Source organism: Treponema sp. J25, assembly GCF_004343725.1.
Taxonomy (GTDB): Bacteria; Spirochaetota; Spirochaetia; order Treponematales; family Breznakiellaceae; genus J25.
Genome location: NZ_PTQW01000011.1, coordinates 1 through 19,763, shown reverse-complemented (window position 1 = coordinate 19,763; position 19,763 = coordinate 1). Strand labels below are relative to the sequence as shown.

The 19,763-nt window shown below is 48.2% G+C and carries 16 protein-coding genes and 3 tRNA genes; 5 read left to right on the top strand and 14 right to left on the bottom strand.

The window, feature by feature from the left end:
- Positions 1-20 precede the first annotated feature (20 nt).
- Together C5O22_RS03500 and C5O22_RS03495 are read left to right on the top strand one after the other, a co-directional pair.
- Positions 21-731 carry a DUF2238 domain-containing protein gene (locus C5O22_RS03500; protein WP_132779817.1) on the top strand — a complete coding sequence of 237 codons (711 nt, stop codon included), beginning with the start codon at positions 21-23 and terminating at the stop codon, positions 729-731.
- Positions 732-926: 195 nt separating this feature from the next.
- A tRNA-Leu gene (locus C5O22_RS03495) sits at positions 927-1,008 on the top strand.
- A 36-nt stretch (positions 1,009-1,044) separates the two neighbouring features.
- On the opposite strand, the gene C5O22_RS03490 is transcribed toward C5O22_RS03495, so the two are convergent.
- From C5O22_RS03490 to C5O22_RS03470, 5 genes are all read right to left on the bottom strand, one after another.
- Entirely contained in the window at positions 1,045-1,761 is a 717-nt protein-coding gene (locus C5O22_RS03490; protein WP_132779816.1) for a PP-loop family protein, read from the bottom strand.
- Positions 1,762-1,809: 48 nt separating this feature from the next.
- Positions 1,810-1,882, bottom strand: a tRNA-Pro gene (locus C5O22_RS03485).
- Between the two features lie 93 nt (positions 1,883-1,975).
- On the bottom strand, positions 1,976-2,692 hold the full coding sequence (locus C5O22_RS03480) for a late competence development ComFB family protein (protein ID WP_132779815.1): 717 nt from the start codon (positions 2,690-2,692) through the stop codon (positions 1,976-1,978).
- Positions 2,693-2,707: 15 nt separating this feature from the next.
- Positions 2,708-3,991: an HD domain-containing protein gene (locus C5O22_RS03475; protein ID WP_132779814.1), complete on the bottom strand. Its 1,284-nt coding sequence runs from the start codon at positions 3,989-3,991 to the stop codon at positions 2,708-2,710.
- 4 nt (positions 3,992-3,995) lie between these two features.
- A complete protein-coding gene (locus C5O22_RS03470) occupies positions 3,996-5,945 on the bottom strand; it encodes an aconitate hydratase (protein WP_132779813.1) in 1,950 nt (649 codons plus the stop codon).
- Positions 5,946-6,245: 300 nt separating this feature from the next.
- Here C5O22_RS03470 and C5O22_RS03465 point away from each other — a divergent pair, with 300 nt between their 5' ends.
- Positions 6,246-6,926, top strand: a complete 681-nt coding sequence (locus C5O22_RS03465; protein ID WP_132779812.1) for a hypothetical protein — start codon at positions 6,246-6,248, stop codon at positions 6,924-6,926.
- Between the two features lie 11 nt (positions 6,927-6,937).
- Positions 6,938-8,170: a PilZ domain-containing protein gene (locus tag C5O22_RS03460; RefSeq protein WP_132779811.1), complete on the top strand. Its 1,233-nt coding sequence runs from the start codon at positions 6,938-6,940 to the stop codon at positions 8,168-8,170.
- A 153-nt stretch (positions 8,171-8,323) separates the two neighbouring features.
- Here C5O22_RS03460 and C5O22_RS03455 read toward each other — a convergent pair whose 3' ends face one another.
- The 4 genes from C5O22_RS03455 to C5O22_RS03440 all read right to left on the bottom strand — a co-directional run bounded on the left by C5O22_RS03455 (position 8,324) and on the right by C5O22_RS03440 (position 11,371).
- Positions 8,324-8,872 (bottom strand): ATP-binding protein, encoded by a 549-nt coding sequence (locus C5O22_RS03455; protein ID WP_132779810.1) that lies wholly within the window; start codon positions 8,870-8,872, stop codon positions 8,324-8,326.
- Positions 8,873-8,910: 38 nt separating this feature from the next.
- Positions 8,911-9,249: an anti-sigma factor antagonist gene (locus C5O22_RS03450; protein ID WP_132779809.1), complete on the bottom strand. Its 339-nt coding sequence runs from the start codon at positions 9,247-9,249 to the stop codon at positions 8,911-8,913.
- Positions 9,250-9,270: 21 nt separating this feature from the next.
- On the bottom strand, positions 9,271-11,169 hold the full coding sequence (locus tag C5O22_RS03445; protein WP_165910387.1) for a PP2C family protein-serine/threonine phosphatase: 1,899 nt from the start codon (positions 11,167-11,169) through the stop codon (positions 9,271-9,273).
- A gap of 129 nt (positions 11,170-11,298) precedes the next feature.
- Positions 11,299-11,371 (bottom strand) — tRNA-Met (locus tag C5O22_RS03440).
- 250 nt (positions 11,372-11,621) lie between these two features.
- Between C5O22_RS03440 and C5O22_RS03435 the strand changes: the two genes are divergently transcribed.
- Positions 11,622-14,426: an ankyrin repeat domain-containing protein gene (locus C5O22_RS03435; protein ID WP_132779807.1), complete on the top strand. Its 2,805-nt coding sequence runs from the start codon at positions 11,622-11,624 to the stop codon at positions 14,424-14,426.
- 169 nt (positions 14,427-14,595) lie between these two features.
- Here the strand turns inward: C5O22_RS03435 and C5O22_RS03430 are convergent, their stop codons facing one another.
- The 5 genes from C5O22_RS03430 to C5O22_RS03410 are packed head-to-tail and all read right to left on the bottom strand — an operon-like array spanning position 14,596 to position 19,540.
- Positions 14,596-15,402 carry a hypothetical protein gene (locus C5O22_RS03430; RefSeq protein ID WP_132779806.1) on the bottom strand — a complete coding sequence of 269 codons (807 nt, stop codon included), beginning with the start codon at positions 15,400-15,402 and terminating at the stop codon, positions 14,596-14,598.
- A gap of 15 nt (positions 15,403-15,417) precedes the next feature.
- Complete coding sequence (recN, locus tag C5O22_RS03425) at positions 15,418-17,115, bottom strand: DNA repair protein RecN (RefSeq protein ID WP_132779805.1); 1,698 nt, start codon at positions 17,113-17,115, stop codon at positions 15,418-15,420.
- On the bottom strand, positions 17,108-17,968 hold the full coding sequence (locus C5O22_RS03420) for an NAD(+)/NADH kinase (protein WP_132779804.1): 861 nt from the start codon (positions 17,966-17,968) through the stop codon (positions 17,108-17,110). The genes recN and C5O22_RS03420 overlap by 8 nt, the downstream gene beginning before the upstream one ends.
- Before the next feature lie 18 nt (positions 17,969-17,986).
- Positions 17,987-19,045 (bottom strand): DegT/DnrJ/EryC1/StrS family aminotransferase, encoded by a 1,059-nt coding sequence (locus C5O22_RS03415; RefSeq protein ID WP_132779803.1) that lies wholly within the window; start codon positions 19,043-19,045, stop codon positions 17,987-17,989.
- A 15-nt stretch (positions 19,046-19,060) separates the two neighbouring features.
- A complete protein-coding gene (locus tag C5O22_RS03410) occupies positions 19,061-19,540 on the bottom strand; it encodes a chemotaxis protein CheW (RefSeq protein ID WP_132779802.1) in 480 nt (159 codons plus the stop codon).
- Positions 19,541-19,763 lie beyond the last annotated feature (223 nt).

The following is a 19,763-nucleotide window of genomic DNA, read 5'->3' as shown; positions in this document are numbered from 1 at the left end:
TTTTTTACGATGGAGGAGCCATGAATCAATCTCGCTTTACCAGGATCATTGAAGGGATTGTATTTACCTCCCTTCTACTTTCTCTCTTGTACGCAGGTTTACGACTTTTTGTGGTCTCTCGCCAAAACCATTTACCAGGAGATCGTCCTGAAAGCGATTATGTGGTAATCATCCTGCAGTGTTTACTCGGTATTTTCATGATGTTCCTTCCTGGCTTGCTGAGACAAAAGTTCAGCATCCAGATTCCTAATTCCATGTATCTTGCCTTTGTTCTTTTCCTGTATTGTGCCATTTATCTCGGAGAAGTACGAAATTTCTATAACCTTTTTCGGTATTGGGATACCATTCTTCATACCTTTAGTGGGGGAATGTTGGGGGCTTTGGCTTTTTCATTCATTGCTTTATTGAACAACTCCGAACGGGTCCCCATGAATTTAAGTCCCCTTTTCGTGGCCCTTTTTTCATTTTGTTTCTCCGTAACCCTTGGGGTGTTATGGGAATTTTACGAGTTCCTTGCCGACGGGCTTTTTGGTCTTAACATGCAAAAATTTATTCTTCCCGATGGGACACTCCTCGTAGGACATGCGGCCCTTACCGATACCATACTGGATCTCTTTGTAGATGCCCTGGGAGCCCTGGGGACCGCAATCCTCGGATACATATCCCTTAAACACAATAAAGGATGGATAGATCGCCTTTTAGTACGCTCGATTGCCCTGTCAAAAGAGTAACTCTTTTCATTGTAGGTTTTGATTCCTCAAGAAACGTGTTTTGTGCTTTTTCTAGGGCCAGTAGTATCATCAAATTAGAGAGGGATCTGGGGTTAACAAAAATATACGACAGGGCAGTGATCTTTTAAAAGATACAAGACGGAGCGGGGCCTTGACTTTTTTTTATTTTTCCGGTAGGATGCATCCATCGTTCATGCGGCGATGGTGGAATTGGTAGACACGCTAGCTTGAGGTGCTAGTGCCGAGAGGCATGCTGGTTCAAGTCCAGTTCGCCGCACAGAAAAAAGGCCCGGTCTTTATCGACGGGCCTTTTTCATTTTCCAAAATGGATTTCCATGTCGGAGACGGCGCCCAGGCTTTGAAGAGCCGTAAAGAGTTTGCGTTTTTGTTCAAGGGACCCCCGGGTAAGACATTCAAGGCGCTTTCTAAAATCCAACCGAGAATCGATATTTTTTGATGCACACTGACAGGTAATCGTAGGCCACCCCTCTTTTTGCACAAAACGACTTATACTTTCCTCGCTGATATAGGCAAGGGGACGAATCAGGGTAACCCCAAAGGAGGGATAAAACCTACGAACAGCCATTGCTTCGGCTTTCCCATGAAGACAGCTATTCATAAGAAAGGTGGTAAGGATATCATCCAGATGATGTCCTAGGGCAATTTTGGTATACCCCTGGGCGTAGGCAAAATGCATCAGCTGTTCCCGCCGTTGGATCGAACAGGAATAACAGGAGGAAGGGCCATCCACAGGGCAAGCGGCCGGCACAGATATTAAAGTGAGTTCCACGTTCCAGGACCGAAGGAGTTTTTCATAATACTGGGAAAAAAGATTGGCATCTTCTTTGGTTTGTATCACATGCACCGCCCGCACAGAAATTTCTAATCTTTTCCATTGAAGAAGCTCAGACAAAAGATAGGTAAGAATAAGAGAGTCCTTTCCTCCCGAAAAACCAATACAGATGCGATCTTTTGCATTTACAAGACGAAAATCATCTATTGCTGAAAGAAAGGCCTTTTTAATATTCATGAAAGGGATAACAGCCTCTTCTGGGTTTACTGAGGAGGGAAACAACAGTCGGGATGGAGGGATTTGAACCCCCGGTCTCTTGCTCCCAAAGCAAGCGCCTTAGCCCCTAGGCTACATCCCGTACGGATCGGTATACTACCAGAGATTGGCGCTGCTGGTCAATCGGGGCGGTTGGGTATTACCCTTTTGCAATTCGTAAGGGGAAACATGCGGCTTAGCTATCTTCCCCTCCCGGGGGAAAGAGATACAGGTCGGGGAGTTTATGGGTCCGTTGCAGTGAAAAAGACCACTGGGCACGTTCTTCACTGGTTACGGAAACTTCAAAATAGTGCAGCAGAGTTTCAAATCCGGGAGCCTCGATACGAACCGCAAAAGAGAAGGTGTGCTGGAGCCCCACCTTTTTTGCGGGCACCGGTTCTGGCCAAAACGTGAAAGTCCCCGCCGTATTTGCTACAAGATGAAAGGGATTCTGCCAGTTGGGATCGATCATCCGGGCCCGCTTGCCTTCGCTCAATAATTCAACATCGATATCGGTCATAGGCTCAAAGTTGCTTCCATTAAAAGCCCGGCCAATGATGGTAGGTATATTGAACACTGGCCCCAGTATAGGATGGCTTGGTTTCTGCTCAGCAGAGGTATGGGGAAAGTGGGGCCGTTTCGAACGGGAGATTTTGTTAATCCCTTCGTAGATGAGACTTACAATATCTGCATCTTCCTGTTGTCGCTCGATAAACTCGCTTTCTGAACGGGCCGCTCCCCGGGACGAAATCACATACCGGGGGGGCACCCGATTGAGCACATAGCAGGCCGTATCAAGACGACATTGATAGCACGTACAGGGACGGTCTGGTTTTCCTTCCTGTTCAATTGCATCGTATATCTCATGGACCAGTTGCAGTACCGTATCTTCGGTGGTGTTGTGGATTTCCATCTATTCCTCCAGAATCTACGATAAGTGTAACCAATCCAGGGGATTTTGCAAGACATCCCGAAGTTTTGGACTCCCTTGAATGGCAGAAAACCGGTCGGGATGAACAAAGACCCGAATATGTCGGATCGAAGCGGTAAACGACTGGATTACCTCCCGGGAAAAAACGGTACTCCTTTCAGGGAATTCCCGACTATCCTCTCGAATAAAAAGGTTCGTTTCAAAGGAAATTTCTTCAGGAATATCGATGATGAGGTCGCCCTTCGTAAAAGGAATGCCGCTTCGCTCTTGCAGCTTTTGACGGAGCACCTCTTCTTGGGATTCCCGCTGTTCTAACGCTGAAAGAGTTGCCAGATATGTCGGCTCGGGAGGATATTCTGCTATTTGAGGGTAAAGTTTTCCCTCTTCTACCATAGTTACCAGGGCACTGACAGGGGCAGGAAGTTTTTTCCCTAATGCTATAAGCCCCTGGTCATCCAGGTTGTAGAGGGCTTCTTTTTGCAGAAGGCCTTCCTTTAGGGCAAGAAAAATGGCTTTTTTTATCATCGCCGTGGCGCTTCGCACATCCCGTTGCCAGTATACGGCCCGATACATGAGGTACTTCGAAAAAAGGAGGGCCTCCACGCTGGAAATCCCCCGCTCGTCTATCATAAGACCGTGTTGGGGATGGGGCCAGAGGTGATGGATAATAAAATCCACATCCTGAATCCCATAGGGGACCCCACAGGAGTGGGCATCCCGGGTAAGGTAGTCCAGTTTGTCCGGGTCAAGCACCCCCGAAAGGAGTTTTCGGTAAAAAAGGACTTCCCTATTTTCCTGACAGGGAAGTTCGTCATCGATAATAGCCGCCGTCATGTACGGGTCTGCGCCAGTCCGGCCTACCAGGTACTTTACTTCATCCTGAAGGATAATGGTGGCAGAAAGCTCTTCGTGTCGGCTGAGGGGAAGTTCTTTTAAGGAATGGGTGTACGGGAAATGCCCCAGATCGTGTAAAAGGGCAGCGCAGAGGAAGGACATAAGCCCCGTGGGACTTACCCATGCATCGGCACCCCGGTCAACAAGTGCCCGAATGAGCCGCCGGGCTAAATGATACACCCCCAGGGAATGGGCCGCCCGGGTATGGGTGGCCCCCGGATACACCAGGAAGGTCGGCCCCAGTTGTTTTATCCGCTGGAGCCGCTGGAAAGGCCGAGAACGATACAGTTCTCCCAACGGCGGAGAAAGATAGATATGCCCCCATACGTTACAGCGGATCGGCTCTCCATAGCCCTGATCGAGGAGGACCCGTACATCCCTCTGCATGGACCTAGCTACTCAGCCCCTTCGTGTAAGGCACCAATCCCCCGGCCCGCAGGATTTTTCGGGAACGGCCATCCACATCAAGAATAGCCGAAAAGGTTTTGCCGGTGGTCACGTTGGTTACGAGGATCTCCTTCCCATTTCCTTCCAGGAAAGAGTGGAGCCCCTCTATTTTAAGGACATGGCCGGCTTCTATCGTATCGTAATCGAGGGGATTTGCAAACACCAGGGGAAGGATTCCATAATTCACCAGGTTTGCCTTGTGAATCCGGGCAAAGGACTTAACCAGCACCGCCCGCACCCCAAGATACATGGGCGCCAGGGCCGCGTGTTCCCGGGAAGAACCCTGGCCATAATTGGTTCCCCCAATGACAATCCCCTTTCCTGCCTCTTGGGCCCGTTTCCAGAAATCGGGGTCAAATCGATGGAACACAAACTTGGAAATTTCTGGAATATTGGAACGAAGGGGTAAGACCTTTGCGCCCGCAGGCATGATATCATCGGTGGAAACATTGTCCCCCGTCTTAATGAGAATGGGGGCTTCCAGCCTGTCTTCCACGGGCCTTGGAGTGGGGCAGGGCTTAATATTGGGTCCCCGTTCAATGGTGACGTTCTGGGCCTCTTCCAGGGGAAGGGGGGCAATGAGCATTCCATCCTTCGCCTGTTTAAGGGCCCGTTGATAGTAGGAGGAGACCTGGGGTCGGCGGAACGAGAGCGTATTGGGATCGGTAATAACGCCGTTGATAGCCGCCGCTGCAGCGGTTTCGGGGGATACCAGGTACACCCGCGCGTCAGGGGTACCAGAGCGGCCTTCAAAGTTTCGATTAAAGGTCCGCAGGCTTATCCCCCCCGATTTAGGCGCAAAGCCCATACCGATACAGGGACCACAGGCGCTTTCCAGAATACGGAATCCTGCCCGGATAAGTTCTTTAAGAATGCCCGCCTCTTCTGCCGCTAACAGCGTAGTACGACTTCCCGGAGCAATACCCGCAGAAACCCGAGGATGCACCACCTTACCCCGCACCATTTCCGCCACCACCGCAAGGTCATCGAGGGATGAATTGGTACAGGAGCCGATGACCACCTGGTCTACGGGAATTCCTGCCAGCTCTGCTATGGGCGCCACATTGTCCGGTGAATGGGGCTGCGCGGCAAGGGGCGTAAGTTTAGAAAGATCGATCTCAATGATCCGATCGTACTGGGCATCCGGATCAGCCTGCAGGGGAATCCAACCATCTCCCCGCCCCCGTTCTTTAAGGTAGCGACGGGTAACCTCATCGGAGGGGAAGAGAGAGGTGGTGGCGCCAAGTTCTGCGCCCATGTTCGTAATAGTAGCCCGCTGGGTAACGGTAAGGGAACGAACTCCCTCTCCAAAGTACTCGTAAATTGATCCTACCCCACCTTTTACGGTTTCTCGCCGTAACAGTTCAAGGATAATATCCTTCGCAGAAGCGGCTCCCTGGAGGCGCCCCACCAGATGCACCCCAATGATTTTAGGCATCACCAGGTAGAAGGGCCCACCCCCCATGGCAACCGCCACATCGAGGCCCCCCGCTCCAATGGCAAGCATGCCCAGGCCTCCGCCGGTGGGGGTGTGGGAATCAGAGCCCAATAGCGTTTTTCCGGGTAAGCCGAAACATTCCAGGTGTACCTGGTGGCAGATACCATTGCCGGGCCGAGAAAACCAGATCCCATAACGGGCGGCCACCGTCTGGAGATACCGATGGTCATCCATGTTTTTATAATCTTCCTGAAGGGTATTATGATCCACATAGGAAACAGAGAGTTCCGTCTTTACCCGTTCAAGCCCCATGGTTTCAAACTGTAAGTATGCCATGGTTCCTGTGGCATCCTGGGTAAGGGTTTGGTCTATGCGAATACCAATTTCCTTTCCCCGTTCAAGGGTACCCTCTACCAGGTGATTCTGAAGTATTTTTTCCGTAACCGTCATGCCCATGCTTTCACTCCCTCGTACAAATTCCTATGGGCATACTAATCGGCATCTCTTATTTAGTAAAGAGGGCCTATAAAAAGCCCTCTTTTGTAAAGGTATTGGAAAGGTATATGAAGATAAGGCTTCCTGGAAAAAAGAAAAAACGTTTCTACACGGGTAAAACAGTAATTCTGAGGAAAAGCCTTTTTCATATTTTGGCACAGCACCTAGTGTCTCTGCCCCTTTGACGGATACTTCCTTCCATAGTACAATCAAACCAGTATAAGACCGCCACGGAAGGCATAAAAAGGGAAAGGAATCACCATGAAGACCCATCGTATTGGCATTCCATCTCTCATGTATAAAAAGATAGGGGTATTTTTTATCGTCCTATCCCTGACAGGATACCTTTCGTGCTCTCAAGAAGTTAAGGCCGGTCAGCTTCAAAAGAATATGCCACAGACCATAACGGATGATACTGTTTCTGCCCAATCAAAAGGCCCCCGTTCTATCGTGGTCCCTCAATTGCCTATTCAGAGTCTCCCCCAGGAAGTATCACAGACAGAACAAAAGAATGTTTCGGTAAGCCTTATTATTCCTTCAGGAAACGAAGGGCCCCACTATCCTATCGATTTTATGATCGGACCTCTCGGAAAGGAGGGGTTTTCCGATGAAACGTATGAATTTGCCCGTTCTATAGTAAAATCTTGTGCCCAAAAAGATATGGAATGGTTACTTTCCCAGGGACTTTCTCAAGAAGAGGTTCAAAAATTACGTTCCCTTCTTCCCCCGGGACAGGTGACCTATCGGATTGGCGGAGGGGAACGCCAAAAGGGGGGGGGCTATTCATTTTTGTTCCGGCTTATTGGAGAAGGGAATTTTTATACGGGCACGGCGTACGTGGATCAAGAGGGAGACCGTTTTTTGATTGAGGAAATAAAAATAGAAAAGGATCCTCCCCTCTCATTTGATCCTTTGAATTATACATCCTTAGTATTCAATTGAAAGGGAAGAAGATGGCCACAGCAATCAAACGAATAGAAAAGGAATTCCTTCTAAAGGTTCTTGCGGATGAGCAACTTCCTCTCATGTGCTTTTATAATCGCCTCCATTATACCCTGGTGGTACAAAAGGTAGGTAAGGAAACCTTTGAGTTAAAGGCCAACACCCCCATTCAAGGCCTTAAAACAGGGATAAAATTAAATTTTGTCTTTGATTATCGAGGACAGGTGATTTCCTTTTCGGCACGGGTTATTACCTATAAAGAAGAATTCCTTACCGTAGAAAATCCTGAGTTCTTTTATAAGAATCTTTCCCGTTCGTATTCACGGGTTCAGGCACCCCGGGACTTAGTCATTCAATTTACCTTTCATGGCGATCGATATAACTTGGATTATCCTAAAGTCCAGGAATACGAAATTGAAGAAATTAATACATTAGTAGAACACTTTGATCCTAAAAACATAAAAGGAATTATTCAGCAACTCGCCAGTTGGGCGGCAGAAACCACTTCGGGCTACAAACTGGTTATTTTTAAGGATACCAAGCCTACAAGCCGGGAAGAAAAGCTCCTGGCAGAAACAGGGAAAGCCCTTTTCTTGCCCTCTACCTATACGGGTATCCCTAAAACGGACCCTTACCCTAAACCTCGTATCATTACCGAGGACATTTTTGTCCATTATCTTTTGCGTTCTGGGGTTGATAAAATATATGTGGATGACGCCATTGCCCGGTTCATAAAATCGAAACAGGATGACTCAATTTTCTCGGATCTCTGGGTTCCCATCCTTTTTCAGGAATATGTGATTGGCTATATTCACCTCTGGATTGATACGGAAGGGAAACCTCCCTTTGATTTTTCCACCCTTGATACAGCCTATCAATTTGCAAAAGTCCTGGCTTTTTCTCTTAAAGAAAATGGGTATTTTGAACAAGGAAAAGTAAAAAAGACTTCTTTTCAGGGACGTATTATGGACATAAGCGCGTCAGGGATGCTTTTTGCCTATCCCCTTTCCCCCCTTTCTTCGGCCCTTTTACCCGACAGCGAACTGGATGTGGAACTGATTACACCCCGCAGGACAATCAAAACAATTGCTAAAATTGTTCGGCGGTATACCGATGCTTCGACCGGCTATTTTGGTTGCCGGTTTCAGGACATTGCTCCCGAGGATATGCGTTTTCTATTTGAATATATTTATGGGAAGCCCTTTACGGACCAGGATGCCCAGTTTTTGAGTGGTAATGTGTAATGGGTATGGTCCGTGAGAATTTGTGTATGCTTCCGGTTAAGGGTTCACTATTTAACCACATCAGGGGCTTTAAACTTTTTTACCTTCCCGGGGGACGGGATACTGGGTACATAACCCGTTACACCTCTTTTCCCCGTCCCCTTTAACGAATACCTATTCTTCTATCGTAATTCCGTGTCGCCGTTTGGGGAAAGTCTTACGCATAGCGACCCCATTCCGCTTATCGTTATATACAAAGCCTCCGTTCCAATATTCTAATGCCGCAAAGAGGGCGTTTCCCCCATCCATGTCATCACTCTTTTCGGTTCTGAAGGAAACATAGTTTCCTAACTCTTCATAGTTCTGGGCATGTAAACACTCAAGCCGTTTGCGATTAAATTCGTTCCACTGCTCGAGTTCCTTAAAGCCTTCTCCCTCATCTTCTACGATAAGGCGAGCCTCCTCGGGACTAAAGTAATACCATACCCGTACTTTCTTGTTGATATCGTTGTGATTCCCGTGTTTCACCGCATTTTTTATGATTTCTGATATCTGCTGCTCCAAGAGGTTAATTTCTTTTATCTCCGGCGGAGCGGACTGCACAATAAGAAGGGTAAAATACCGGATTTGCCGGTAATCGGAGGGGAATTCCTTATATAACATGTTTGTTTTATCAAATAAGGGGGATTTACCGTCAGCCTTCAATTCTTTTATTTCTTCCATAATTTTCCTCTCTTGATTAATTGTTTATTTACAGAGATTTATTCTTCCATTTGTTTGATAGCCTCTTCTAACGAAGCGCTGATGGGGAAGTATCCCATCAGTTTTGTAAGCTCAATTACCTTCTTTACAGAACCGTGGATGTTGGTGATGGTCAGTTTTAGGTTCATTTTCTTTATGGTAGAACAAATGTAGATAAGGGCCCCAATTCCACTCGAATCGATATAATCAACCCCTTCGAGGTTGATAATAAACTTAGAGACCTTTTTCTCAAGCATTTTCATGACTAGCTCTTTCAATTTGTAAGAATTGTAGAGGTCCATTTCTCCCTGCACATCAATGATATAGGTCTCGTTATTTTTCCGGATTTTTAGTTCCATAAATGTCTGTTCCCCCTGTCTTTAATTTTTTGCTTTAATAGCAACTATGGTTTGATCGTCATGCTGACGGGCTGTTCCCATAAAAGAACGGAGATCCTCCTTTATTTTCTTTGCGATCTCAGGCCCTTCCAAATCATGATATTTATGTAGGGCCGTTGTCAAGCTCTTAATCCCATACTGTTTTCCCGCTGGATTAATAGCCTCTATTACCCCATCGGTATACAACAATAGTACATCATTTTTTTCAAGTTTGAAATGGGTCGCCTGATACTCGGTATTTCGTTCCACCCCTATAGGGACACTTTCTACCTCGAGGGCATCTACCAGCCCCATATGGTTTTTCCAAATGAGCAGGGGCCGATGTCCCGCATTGGCAAACTCACAATCCCCCGTAATGGGATTATACACAACAACCTGGAGGGTAGCAAAGTGATCAATATCTATCTTTCCTGTGATTCCCCGGTTTATCCAGCTCAGCAACGTACTGGCATCTTTGCTAGAACTGGTAATGAAATGTACCAGGGCCCGGATCATCACCATAATAAGTCCCGCCTGGATCCCTTTACCGGCGATATCCCCAATCACAAAGTACACCCGCTCCCGACTCACCGGGATGATATCATAGTAATCGCTGTTTATCCCCCGGGCATTCTCAGAAAACACCCCGATACTACAACTACTTAATTTTGGGAGTCGCTTTGGCTGCAGGGCCCGCTGGATATCCTGACTGATGCTTGCCACCGTATCGATGTCACTTTTTTCACTTACATCTTGAAATGAATAAACGGTATTGATAACCACCGCCGCAAATCCCGCGAGGAGCACCGCCCGATCAAAATCTTTGTCAAGAAAAGGCGAAGCCTCCGCCCCTCTCATACACACCGCTACACCGATGATATGGTCCTCTATTAAAAGAGGAATAACCAAAAGGCTTCCAATCGGTAAAACAGAATGGGACACAACCCTACCATCTTTTTGTGCATAGGGGATAAAGAGGGGCTTGCCGGTTTGGGCGGTTTCCCCAATCAAGCCCTGTCCAATAGGAAGCTTCAAATGAAGGAGCCAATCTCGAATGGCATCTTCTGACACATCGGTGCCCTCCGGCAGAGGAGTAAACGGATATATTTTTCCGTAAGCCGCCCGGCTGGACACCATATACTCCACATCATCCACTAAAAGGATAAGGGTTCCATCAGCGCTGGTTCCCTCGGTAATCGTTCTTGCTACATAATCCAGCAGTTTGTTTAAATCCCCCCCTGAATGAAGGGCATCGGTAGAATTCAATACAAAGTTATACAGAATATCGATGTTATCAGCTAAGCCATCCCGATCGGAAATCAATTTATTGTCTTCTTGCTTAACATAAAGAAGTAATGTCGTGATAAGTAAAAGATAGTGGCCGGCGTAAAAAAAGGAGAGCACCTCAGAGGAAGAGCTCGATAAGAAATGCCCTCCAAAGAGAACAATAAAAGCAGTCCCTACCAGAATATACACTCCTCCCATGGGATTGCCCGTTTTTCCCACAAAGAGCAGAACAACAAGGGATACCAGGACTGCTACAAAACAAAGGAGATTAAACAATTGATATGAGATTACAGACAAGGAAAAAAGGGTTACTGCCAAAAGCCCATACAGGAAAAGGCCAAGGGTATATCCATAAAGGGCGCCCCTTTTTCGCTGATAAAGTAGAGGGCCAACAATGAAAAGAGGAACCATCACATCAGTTAACGGTAGAAGAAAAAAGGGGATTTTTCCTGTAAAGAAAATAACATCCCGCCCCAGCATATAAAGAACCGCCGGCATCGCCCATCCGAGGAGATTCTCTGAATCATGTCGAAGAGCGGTTTGTACTACCAGCACCAAGGCTATGAGGGGAAATAATTTTGCTATGTGAGCATATACCCATGTGGTTTGAAACATTTCTGAGAACATACTAAACCCTTTTTGAGTCTATCATTGATGATAGGAGGCGTCAAGCACAGAAGACATTTTTGTTAGTACCTATAAAAAAAGGGGATATCCATCACTACTTCTTGGACATCCCCTTACTAGCGGCAATAGGACTTGAACCTATGACCCAACGGATATGAGCCGTTTGCTCTACCAACTGAGCTATGCCGCCGTTTCTGTGGAAGCTAAACTACCAGGATGTACAAAAAAAGTCAAGACCCCATCCTCTTTAGAGAGGTACATTCCAGAAGACGGCCACAAGACCTCAAAAAACGGAGATACCTTGAAATACGGCATAATAATAAGGGACGGGGAATCTCTGGCTTAGAATCATTGTTTCGTATGGTCCCCTAAAAACAACTCAATTCGACCCCCCCCAACCAGATGAAAATCTTAGTTCTCTCTGGTATAGTGCCGATGATATGAGCATGGACAGGAACATCAAGAGAAGAAGACCAGAACAACGAATTGCCTACATCTATGTAGGGCTTTGTGCAGCCCTCTTAGGAGGATGTACCTCCTCTCCTTCCCCACCCCCTCAAGCCCCAGAAACCGTGTGGACCCTTATAGAAAAAGGCGAAGTTCAACGGGTGGAAGAGTTCTTCACCGGGAAACTCAATATAAACACCACCGATGAAAAAGGACGGACCCCTCTTATTAGGGCAGTGGAACTTCAAGATACAAAACTCACGGCCCTTTTCCTTGCCTTAGGTGCGGCGGTAGAACTGCAAGATACAGAAGGCCGTACAGCCCTTGAAATTGCCTGCAGCAATGGGAACCAGGAAATCACAAAGCTTCTGGCCGCCAGGGGTGCTCCTTTGTACCTTGCAAGTACGGAGGCCCAACAACCGGTACGAATAGCCATACAGAAGGGAGAAGGGCTTTTAGCGGCCCTCATTCATCCTGCAACCCTTTCCCAACGGGATGAAAAAGGGAGAACCCTGCTCCACCTGGCGGCCCTCATGGGTAAGGGGGAGGCGGTCCAGCAACTCCTCGCAGCGGGAATTCCCCTTAATATAAAAGACGGCAATGGAAAGACGGCCCTGGATTATACCCTTGAACAGGCCGATTCATATGAACACGTAAAGTGTGCTGAACCTATCATTCTAGCAGGCGGAGTTACCCAGTACCCGAATTTCTCCTACCTTCTGCAAACCCTTCGTTCTTACAATGTAAGTATTCGCTTTGCCGATGGCTCCACGCCACTCCATCAGGCAGCGCGAGCAGGTCACCGTGGGGTTATCCAGTACCTGCTTGAAAAAAAGGCCGATATCAATGCAAAGGATAGCGCCGGTTCCACGGCCCTCCACGATGCAGCCCGGGCAGGTCATCTTGTAATTGTTAAAACCCTTCTCGAACAGGGAGCGGACCCCAATGCCCGGGATGCCAAGGGTAATACGGTACTCCACCTTATTCTACCCTCCCAGGTACGAGAAGAGGCCGTAAAAACCCTTCTTTCCTATGGGGCAAATCCCAACAGTAAGGATGAACATGGGGACGCGCCGCTCCATATCGCTATCGCCATGAATCTGGGCGAAGCGGTGGTGGCTCAGCTTCTTGCTGCGGGGGCAGATATCAATATTCGTAACACAAAGGGACAAACCCCGCTCCATATGGCGGTTATAAAAGAGGCAGAGCGGTATGTTCCCCTTTGCCTGGAAAAACAGGCGGACCTTTTTGCTACGGATATAGAAGGGGAAAGCCCCTTGAGTCTGGCCTTCAAAATGAACAGTCGACTCATTCCCCTCCTCATCACCCCTCAAACGGTACAACTCACTGATAACATGGGGAATAGCCCCCTTCACCTGGCGGTAAGTTTGAATGCCCCCCTTACAGTCATTGAACACATCCTGAAGGTTGGGGGCAACGTAAACGCCCGGAATAAAACCGGAAGTACCCCCCTCTTTATCGCCATAGAAAAGAACAACCGCGAAGTAGGGGAACTCCTTTTAAGCCGCGGGGCGGATATTTTTACCCCCGATGCAAGTGGAAAAAGTCCTCTCTACATTGCCTGCACAAGCCCTGGAGGCCTTAGGGAATGGATGATCAATTCGTATACTATTACTGCCACCGATAACCTCGGGAATGGGATACTCCACTACCTGGCCCAGTGGAAACTGGCTTCTCTTATTCCTGTCGTGGCCCAGCGCGGAGCCCCCATTGATAAGGCCAATGCAACCGGCGAGAGTCCCCTCTTTTTTGCGGTAAAAGCAAATCACCCTGCGAGCATTCAAGCCCTCGCTACCGCGGGGGCCAACCTGCAGTTCAGGGATAGACTCGGTAATACGGCCCTGCACATAGCGGTACGCTGGAATTCCCTTGAAGCGGCGCAATTTCTTATTGAACAAAGGCTCCCCATCAATGCGCAAAACGCCGCCGGGAAGAGCGCCCTCCATGTGGCCTGTACATTGGGGATGCACCAGATGACAGATCTCCTTATCCAGCAAGGGGCTGACTTAAACATACCCGAGACCGAAGGGAATACCCCCCTGATGGATGCTATTGGGGCAAACAACGCCCAGGGGGCAGAACGGCTTTTGAATGCCGGAGCAGATCCCCAGGCCCGGAATAATCGGGGGGATACGCCCCTCCATATGGCGGTCATCCTCGAAAACACCCGGATCGCTAACATCCTGCTTTCCCGGGGAGCTTCCATCCATGCCCGGAATTCAATCGGGAAAAGTGCTCTCCAGATGGCCTTAACCGGTTCTTACAAGATGGTCCCCGTCCTTCTTACCAAGGACCGCATCAATTCCACCGATGATGATGGAAATGGACCTCTCCACACCGCCATCCTTGAAGGAAGCCCCTTGTCGGTAATCAAGCAAATCGTTGAATTGGGAACCCGAATTCACACCATCGATGCCCGCGGGAAAACTGCCCTTCGGCTTGCCATTGACCGAGAAGCCTGGGATGTGGCCTCCTTCTTAATCGAACAGGGGGCATCGCCTTTCTCGGTAGCGGCTGATGGGGAATCCCCTGCATCGGTGGCCCTTTCCCAGGGGACCGTGGCCTTAGGAGCATTGTTTTCTGGTTCCGCCATTCAGCTGAGCGATTCCACCGGGAACACCATCCTCCACTACGCCGCATCGAAAGGAAATGAACAGGCAGTTCGCTTCTTGCTTTCCCTCGGAGCAAGTAAAACGGCCCGTAATACGGCGGGCGAAACCCCCTACGATGTGGCCCTGCGGTGGGGAAGAAAAGATCTCGCACCGCTTCTTCAGTAGCATCACGAGGAACGATATGTGAATATTTAAGTATTAAGATCTGCCGCCGGCCTGATGACGGCGGCGTTTTTATTGTTGGGAAACTGCCACCTGCGACTCGCTCTTTCGTACATCATCATTCGCGGCTTTTATTAATTCGTCCCAGGAGGGGTATGGCAGGGGATACTTGTTACCGTTGTCCTTCTTGCTGTTTCTTTTGATCCGCCTCAAGTTTGGCGGCCCAAATTTCCTGTTTCTTCTTTACGGTTTCCGCTTCTTCCCGTTCTCCCATAAGGATGTGAATCCGTTTGAGCGCCGCAAGGTAATTTATCGCCTGTTTAAAATCATCAAACCGAAGGGTGGAAAGCTCGTACTTTTCTCGATATCGGTCAGCAGCCTGGGAAAGAAGTCGCTTAATTGTGCGAAGGTAGTATACCGTAACTTCATAATCGGGTGATCGGGGATCCATCCCGGCGACGGCACTCTTTAAATCAAAAAGATTTTTAGCTACCGTAGCAAAACGGCCTTCAATCTCTACGAAAGCCCATTTCCATTTGGTGTTTTCCCCATAGCCATCTTCCACCAGCCGAATAGCAAGCCCCAATTTACGGACCAGGGTATACCGACGGGCAATATCAACCCCTTCAAGGAGGGCCAGTTTTTCTTCGTATTCCGAATAGGGGGCATCGACTAAATTCGTAACCAGTTCCTCAAGATAAATAATGCTTTTATAGAGGGACTTACGGGCTTCGTTCAGGGCATCTTCATTTTTTACCCCCAGGATTGCCTGGGAAATCCCGTTCATCACCAGGTAATACGAAGCCAGGTTAAGCATCTCTTCGGCGAGGACCAACTTTTTAAAGGCCCCCGTTTGGGGCTCCTTTTGAATCAGGGCAAGCATATTCCGTTCCCGATTCAAAATTCCATCTATCATTTCTTTGTAGGGTTTGATCTTCTCAAAGTAACTGTGTTTATGTTCTGCGGTTATCTTTGCCATGATATTTCCCGTCTTTTACCCCGTTAATCCTCGATACCGGGCAAGCAACTCTTCCGCATGGGCGAGGGCCACCCCCGCCGAGGCATCTCCCGACAACATCCGGGCAATTTCTTCCTTCCGCTCTCTGTCGGATAAGGGCCGAACCGTCGTGACGGTCCGATCCCCCACTACGGACTTTTCCACCTTGAGATGATTATCGGCACGAACCGCAATAGAAGCAAGATGGGTAATACAAAATATTTGTTTAATCCTTCCCAACTGCGCAAGATGTTCTCCTACTGCAAGGGCCACTTCCCCACCAATACCGGTGTCTATCTCATCAAACACAAGGGTTTCCACCGTATCCGAATGGGCAAGGATTGTCTTAATAGCAAGCATCACCCGGGAAAGCTCCCCACCACTGGCAATGCGGGATAGTTCCTTCAGAGGTTCCCCGGGATTAGGCGAAATAAAGAATTCAATGTCCTCAGCCCCATAGGGGCCACAGAGCAGGCTATCGCTGCCCTGGGTTTTGGGGAGAACCGAAACGGCAAAACGGGAACGGTTCATCCCAAGGGATGCGAGGATGGCGGTTATTTTTACTGAGAGCTCTTCCGCGGCCTTTTCGCGTTTCTGGGTAATCGAGCGGGCCCGCTGAATTACTTCCCGTTCAAGGCTCGCGATCTCCGCCTCCAGGGCAGCCCTGTTTTCTTCAAAGTGGGCAAGATGGTCTAGTTCTTCTTCTGCCTTTTGTTTATAGCCCAGGATTTCTTCTTCCGTAGCCCCATATTTTTTCTTAAGTCGATATAAGAGGGCAAGCCGTTCTTCTATTTCCTCAAGGCGCCGCGGATCAAAGGTAAGGTTGTTTCGATACGTCCTCAGTTGATCCGCCCAATCTTCCAGGTCGTAGTAGGTACTGTTTATCCCTTCGGCAAGAGCAGCCAGGGTACTATCAATCGACAGGGCACCTTCCAGGCTCGAACGAACCCGTCGCAGTGATGCCAGACAGGAAGCGTCCCCTTCAAAAAGAAGCTCACAGGCCGTTTCTATATAGGAGGCAAGTTTTTCGTGGGCCCCCATGCGGCGGGATTCCTGTTCAAGCTCTTCGCTTTCTCCGATACGAAGGCGGGCCTTTTCTATTTCTTCAATAGCGTAGCTAAGCATCTCCATTCGGGCCTGGCGATCCCGTTCGGAGGATCGGGAATTTTCAAGAAGCTTCCGTTTTTCTGAAAGGGTAGTAAAAACCCGATTAAACTGAAGGACCTCTTCTTCTATCCCCGCAAAACGATCAAGATAGCGCCGATGACTTTCCCGCTTCAGTAATAACTGATGTTCATGCTGGCCATGAATATCAAACAATAGGGAAGTGAAGTCCGCAAGGTCGTTCCGGGTGACCGGGACATTCTGAATGAACATGCTCCCCCGACCATTTTGTTTGAGGTTGCGGCGGAGAATTACTTTACCTTCTTCCGGCTCTATTCCATGATCGGTAAGCCAGTTCAGGGCTTCCGTATTGCGAGGGTCCACACCAAGGATCGCCGAAACCCGAACTTCTTCTCTGCCCGTTCGTATGATATCCGTATCTACCTTTGAACCAAGAATAAAGCCCAGGGCACCCACAATAATCGATTTTCCGGCACCGGTTTCACCGGTCAAAATGTTAAGGCCCCCTTCAAAGCTGATGTGAAGGGTATCAATCAGGGCATAATCCTGGATGATCAATTCCTCAAGCATCGGGACCTCCCGACCAGTTCAATTTGGTTCGCAACACGGTATAAAACACATCCCTCCCACTGGCAACCAGGAGTGCCGGAAACGGGGCTTTTTCAAAAAGCACCGTATCTTCTGGTTCTAATTCTACCACAATTTGACCGTCAATAGTTAAAATAACGTTGGTCCGCTGCTCCTTTTCTACTTGAACCGAGACATGTTCGAACACGGGAACCACCACTGGCCTGTTAGAAAGGGTAAAAGGACAGATGGGATTAATGATGAGGGCCTCCATTTCAGGGTCCAGGATGGGTCCGCCGGCGGCTACCGAATAGGCGGTTGACCCCGTGGGGGTCGCTACAATAAGGCCATCCGAAAGATAACGCCCAAATCGAACCGATTGGGTTCCCACATCGAGCCGAATGATTTTGGTGATCCCCGATGCGGCAATAACCCCATCGTTGAGTGCCACATGGCTTGCTATAAGAGTTCCTCTTCGAAATACCTTAATTGAAAGCATGATACGTTTTGAAGGAAGCTCTTTTCCTTCTCGCCACCCCTTATATACGGAAAGCCACTCATTTCGATGGATAGCCGCTATAAAACCAAGGGTTCCCAGATTTATAGGGAAAATAGGGACCTGCCAGGGGGCCACACACCGGGCGGTATAGAGCACCGTTCCATCCCCCCCAAGGGAAAAGACCACATCGAAGGGCCCTTGAGGTTGGTTCGTTGGTCTTCCTTCAAAGGCACAGGTAACAACCGTTACCCCTGCAGCGGTAAGGGCGGCTTCTATTTCCTGCATCAAACTGCGAGCATCATCTTTATGTAAATTGACGATAAGCAAGGCCCGACGAACCATTGGTGGCTGTCCCATATGCCTATTGTTACCTATTTATGGCAATGTGGCAAGCAGGCGGGCCACCTTTTGGACCATGGGAGAAGAAAGACGGGGATAAAAAGGGAAAAGGACGGTCCGCAAGGAAAGCGAATATGCCACCGGATAATCCTGCGGTTTTTCCAAATGGGCCACAACAGTATCCTGGAAGGCGAGAGCTATTTCTACTTCCTTTTTGACCCCATAGGCAATGACATCCTTTGCCCCACTCTGAAGGACAAGAGGAAAACAATAGTTGTTATACTCTGCCGTATCAGGATTAATAAAACGTTTATGCCGGCTCTGGAGTGCCGCCTGGGTATATACCTCCGCGATAGCCCTTCGTTTTTCGTAGTTCCGTTCTGATTCTTTAAATTGCACCGTTGCCATGGCAGCATTCACATCGGGAAGCCGATACTCTGGCGGTAAGGTAGACCAACGACGAAGCACCGTTCCTTCTCGGCGATTCATCGCATAGAGGAGGCACCCACCGCCGGCGGTAAAGAGGTCCCGTTCTTCAAGGCCCAAAAGGGTAAAAACCCCAAAAGAACCTACCCGCTGCTCTCCAATATTCGTACCAAAACTTCTTGAACAATCTTCGATAAGAGGAAGGCCAAGATCCAGAATAGGCTGTATTTCAGGTACATATCCCAAGGTATAGTGAAGCACACAGGCTCGAACCGTAAAAGACTCTAAGGATTCTCCTGAAAGGTGGGCCCTTTTCTGCTGAATACCCTTCTGGATGGTAGCACCGCTCATGTTACCCGTGGACTCTTCTACATCCACCAAAACTGGTTCTAGACCTAAATCCTCAAGGACCTGGAGATAATAAAAAGGAGAAAGGGCAGAAATCACCACTCCACTTCCCCGGGGTAAATCAAGGGCTTTTAGAGCATAGTAGAGGGCAAAAACAGGACTGCGAAGGGGAATACCATAATCGTATCCAATATATTCTTTGGCTACCTGTAAGAGACGAGTCGCATATTCACCGGGACCCAGGGAATCTTCCACCAGCGCAGTGAGCACCGCATCCATCTCCTTTCGGCGGATGGTGGGAGAGAAGGCTTTGATACGCATGAAAAACTCCCTCTGTTATTGTTTTAATTCGCTAATTTTTTGTAATTCCCGAGGATTAAAGAGACGACGAATATCCAGAATAATAAGATACCGCTCCTCTGTGGAAACCACTCCCTGAATATATTCGGCTCCGATTCCCGAGAGCATCTGAGGTGGTTCCTGAATCTGTTCATCTTCTATCGTAATTACCCGCAACACCTTATCAATAACAACTCCCAGCTTCATTCCATCAATATCAATAATGATGAATCCTGAAAGCAATTCTTCTTCTTCATCGATAGCTGGTTTTTTTATATGGAATCTTTTATGCAAATTGATAATGGGGATAATTTCTCCCCGCAAATTGATAATGCCTTCTACATAGGAAGGGGCGTTAGGGATAGGCCGTATATCTTGTACGCGAACGATTTCTTTAACGTCCATGATATCTATACCATAGACCTCTTCGCCTAATTGAAAGGTCACAAGCTGATACTGGTATTCCTTTTCGGCCATAGTATTTCCTTTTATAGACAGTATATGTACTACTTTACTATTGATTGGCCATTTCATCAATAGGAATGGGGGCTTTTTTTATGGAAACAAAAAGGAGGTTTTTCTAAGCGGCAGAATAAGAGTAAGGATACAAGAAAAGTTTTTCCCCGGGGAAAAAACTCTCCCGCCCTTACTCTGGCAAGGGCAACGGTATAGTAACACAGGTGGGAAATAAAAAAAGCCT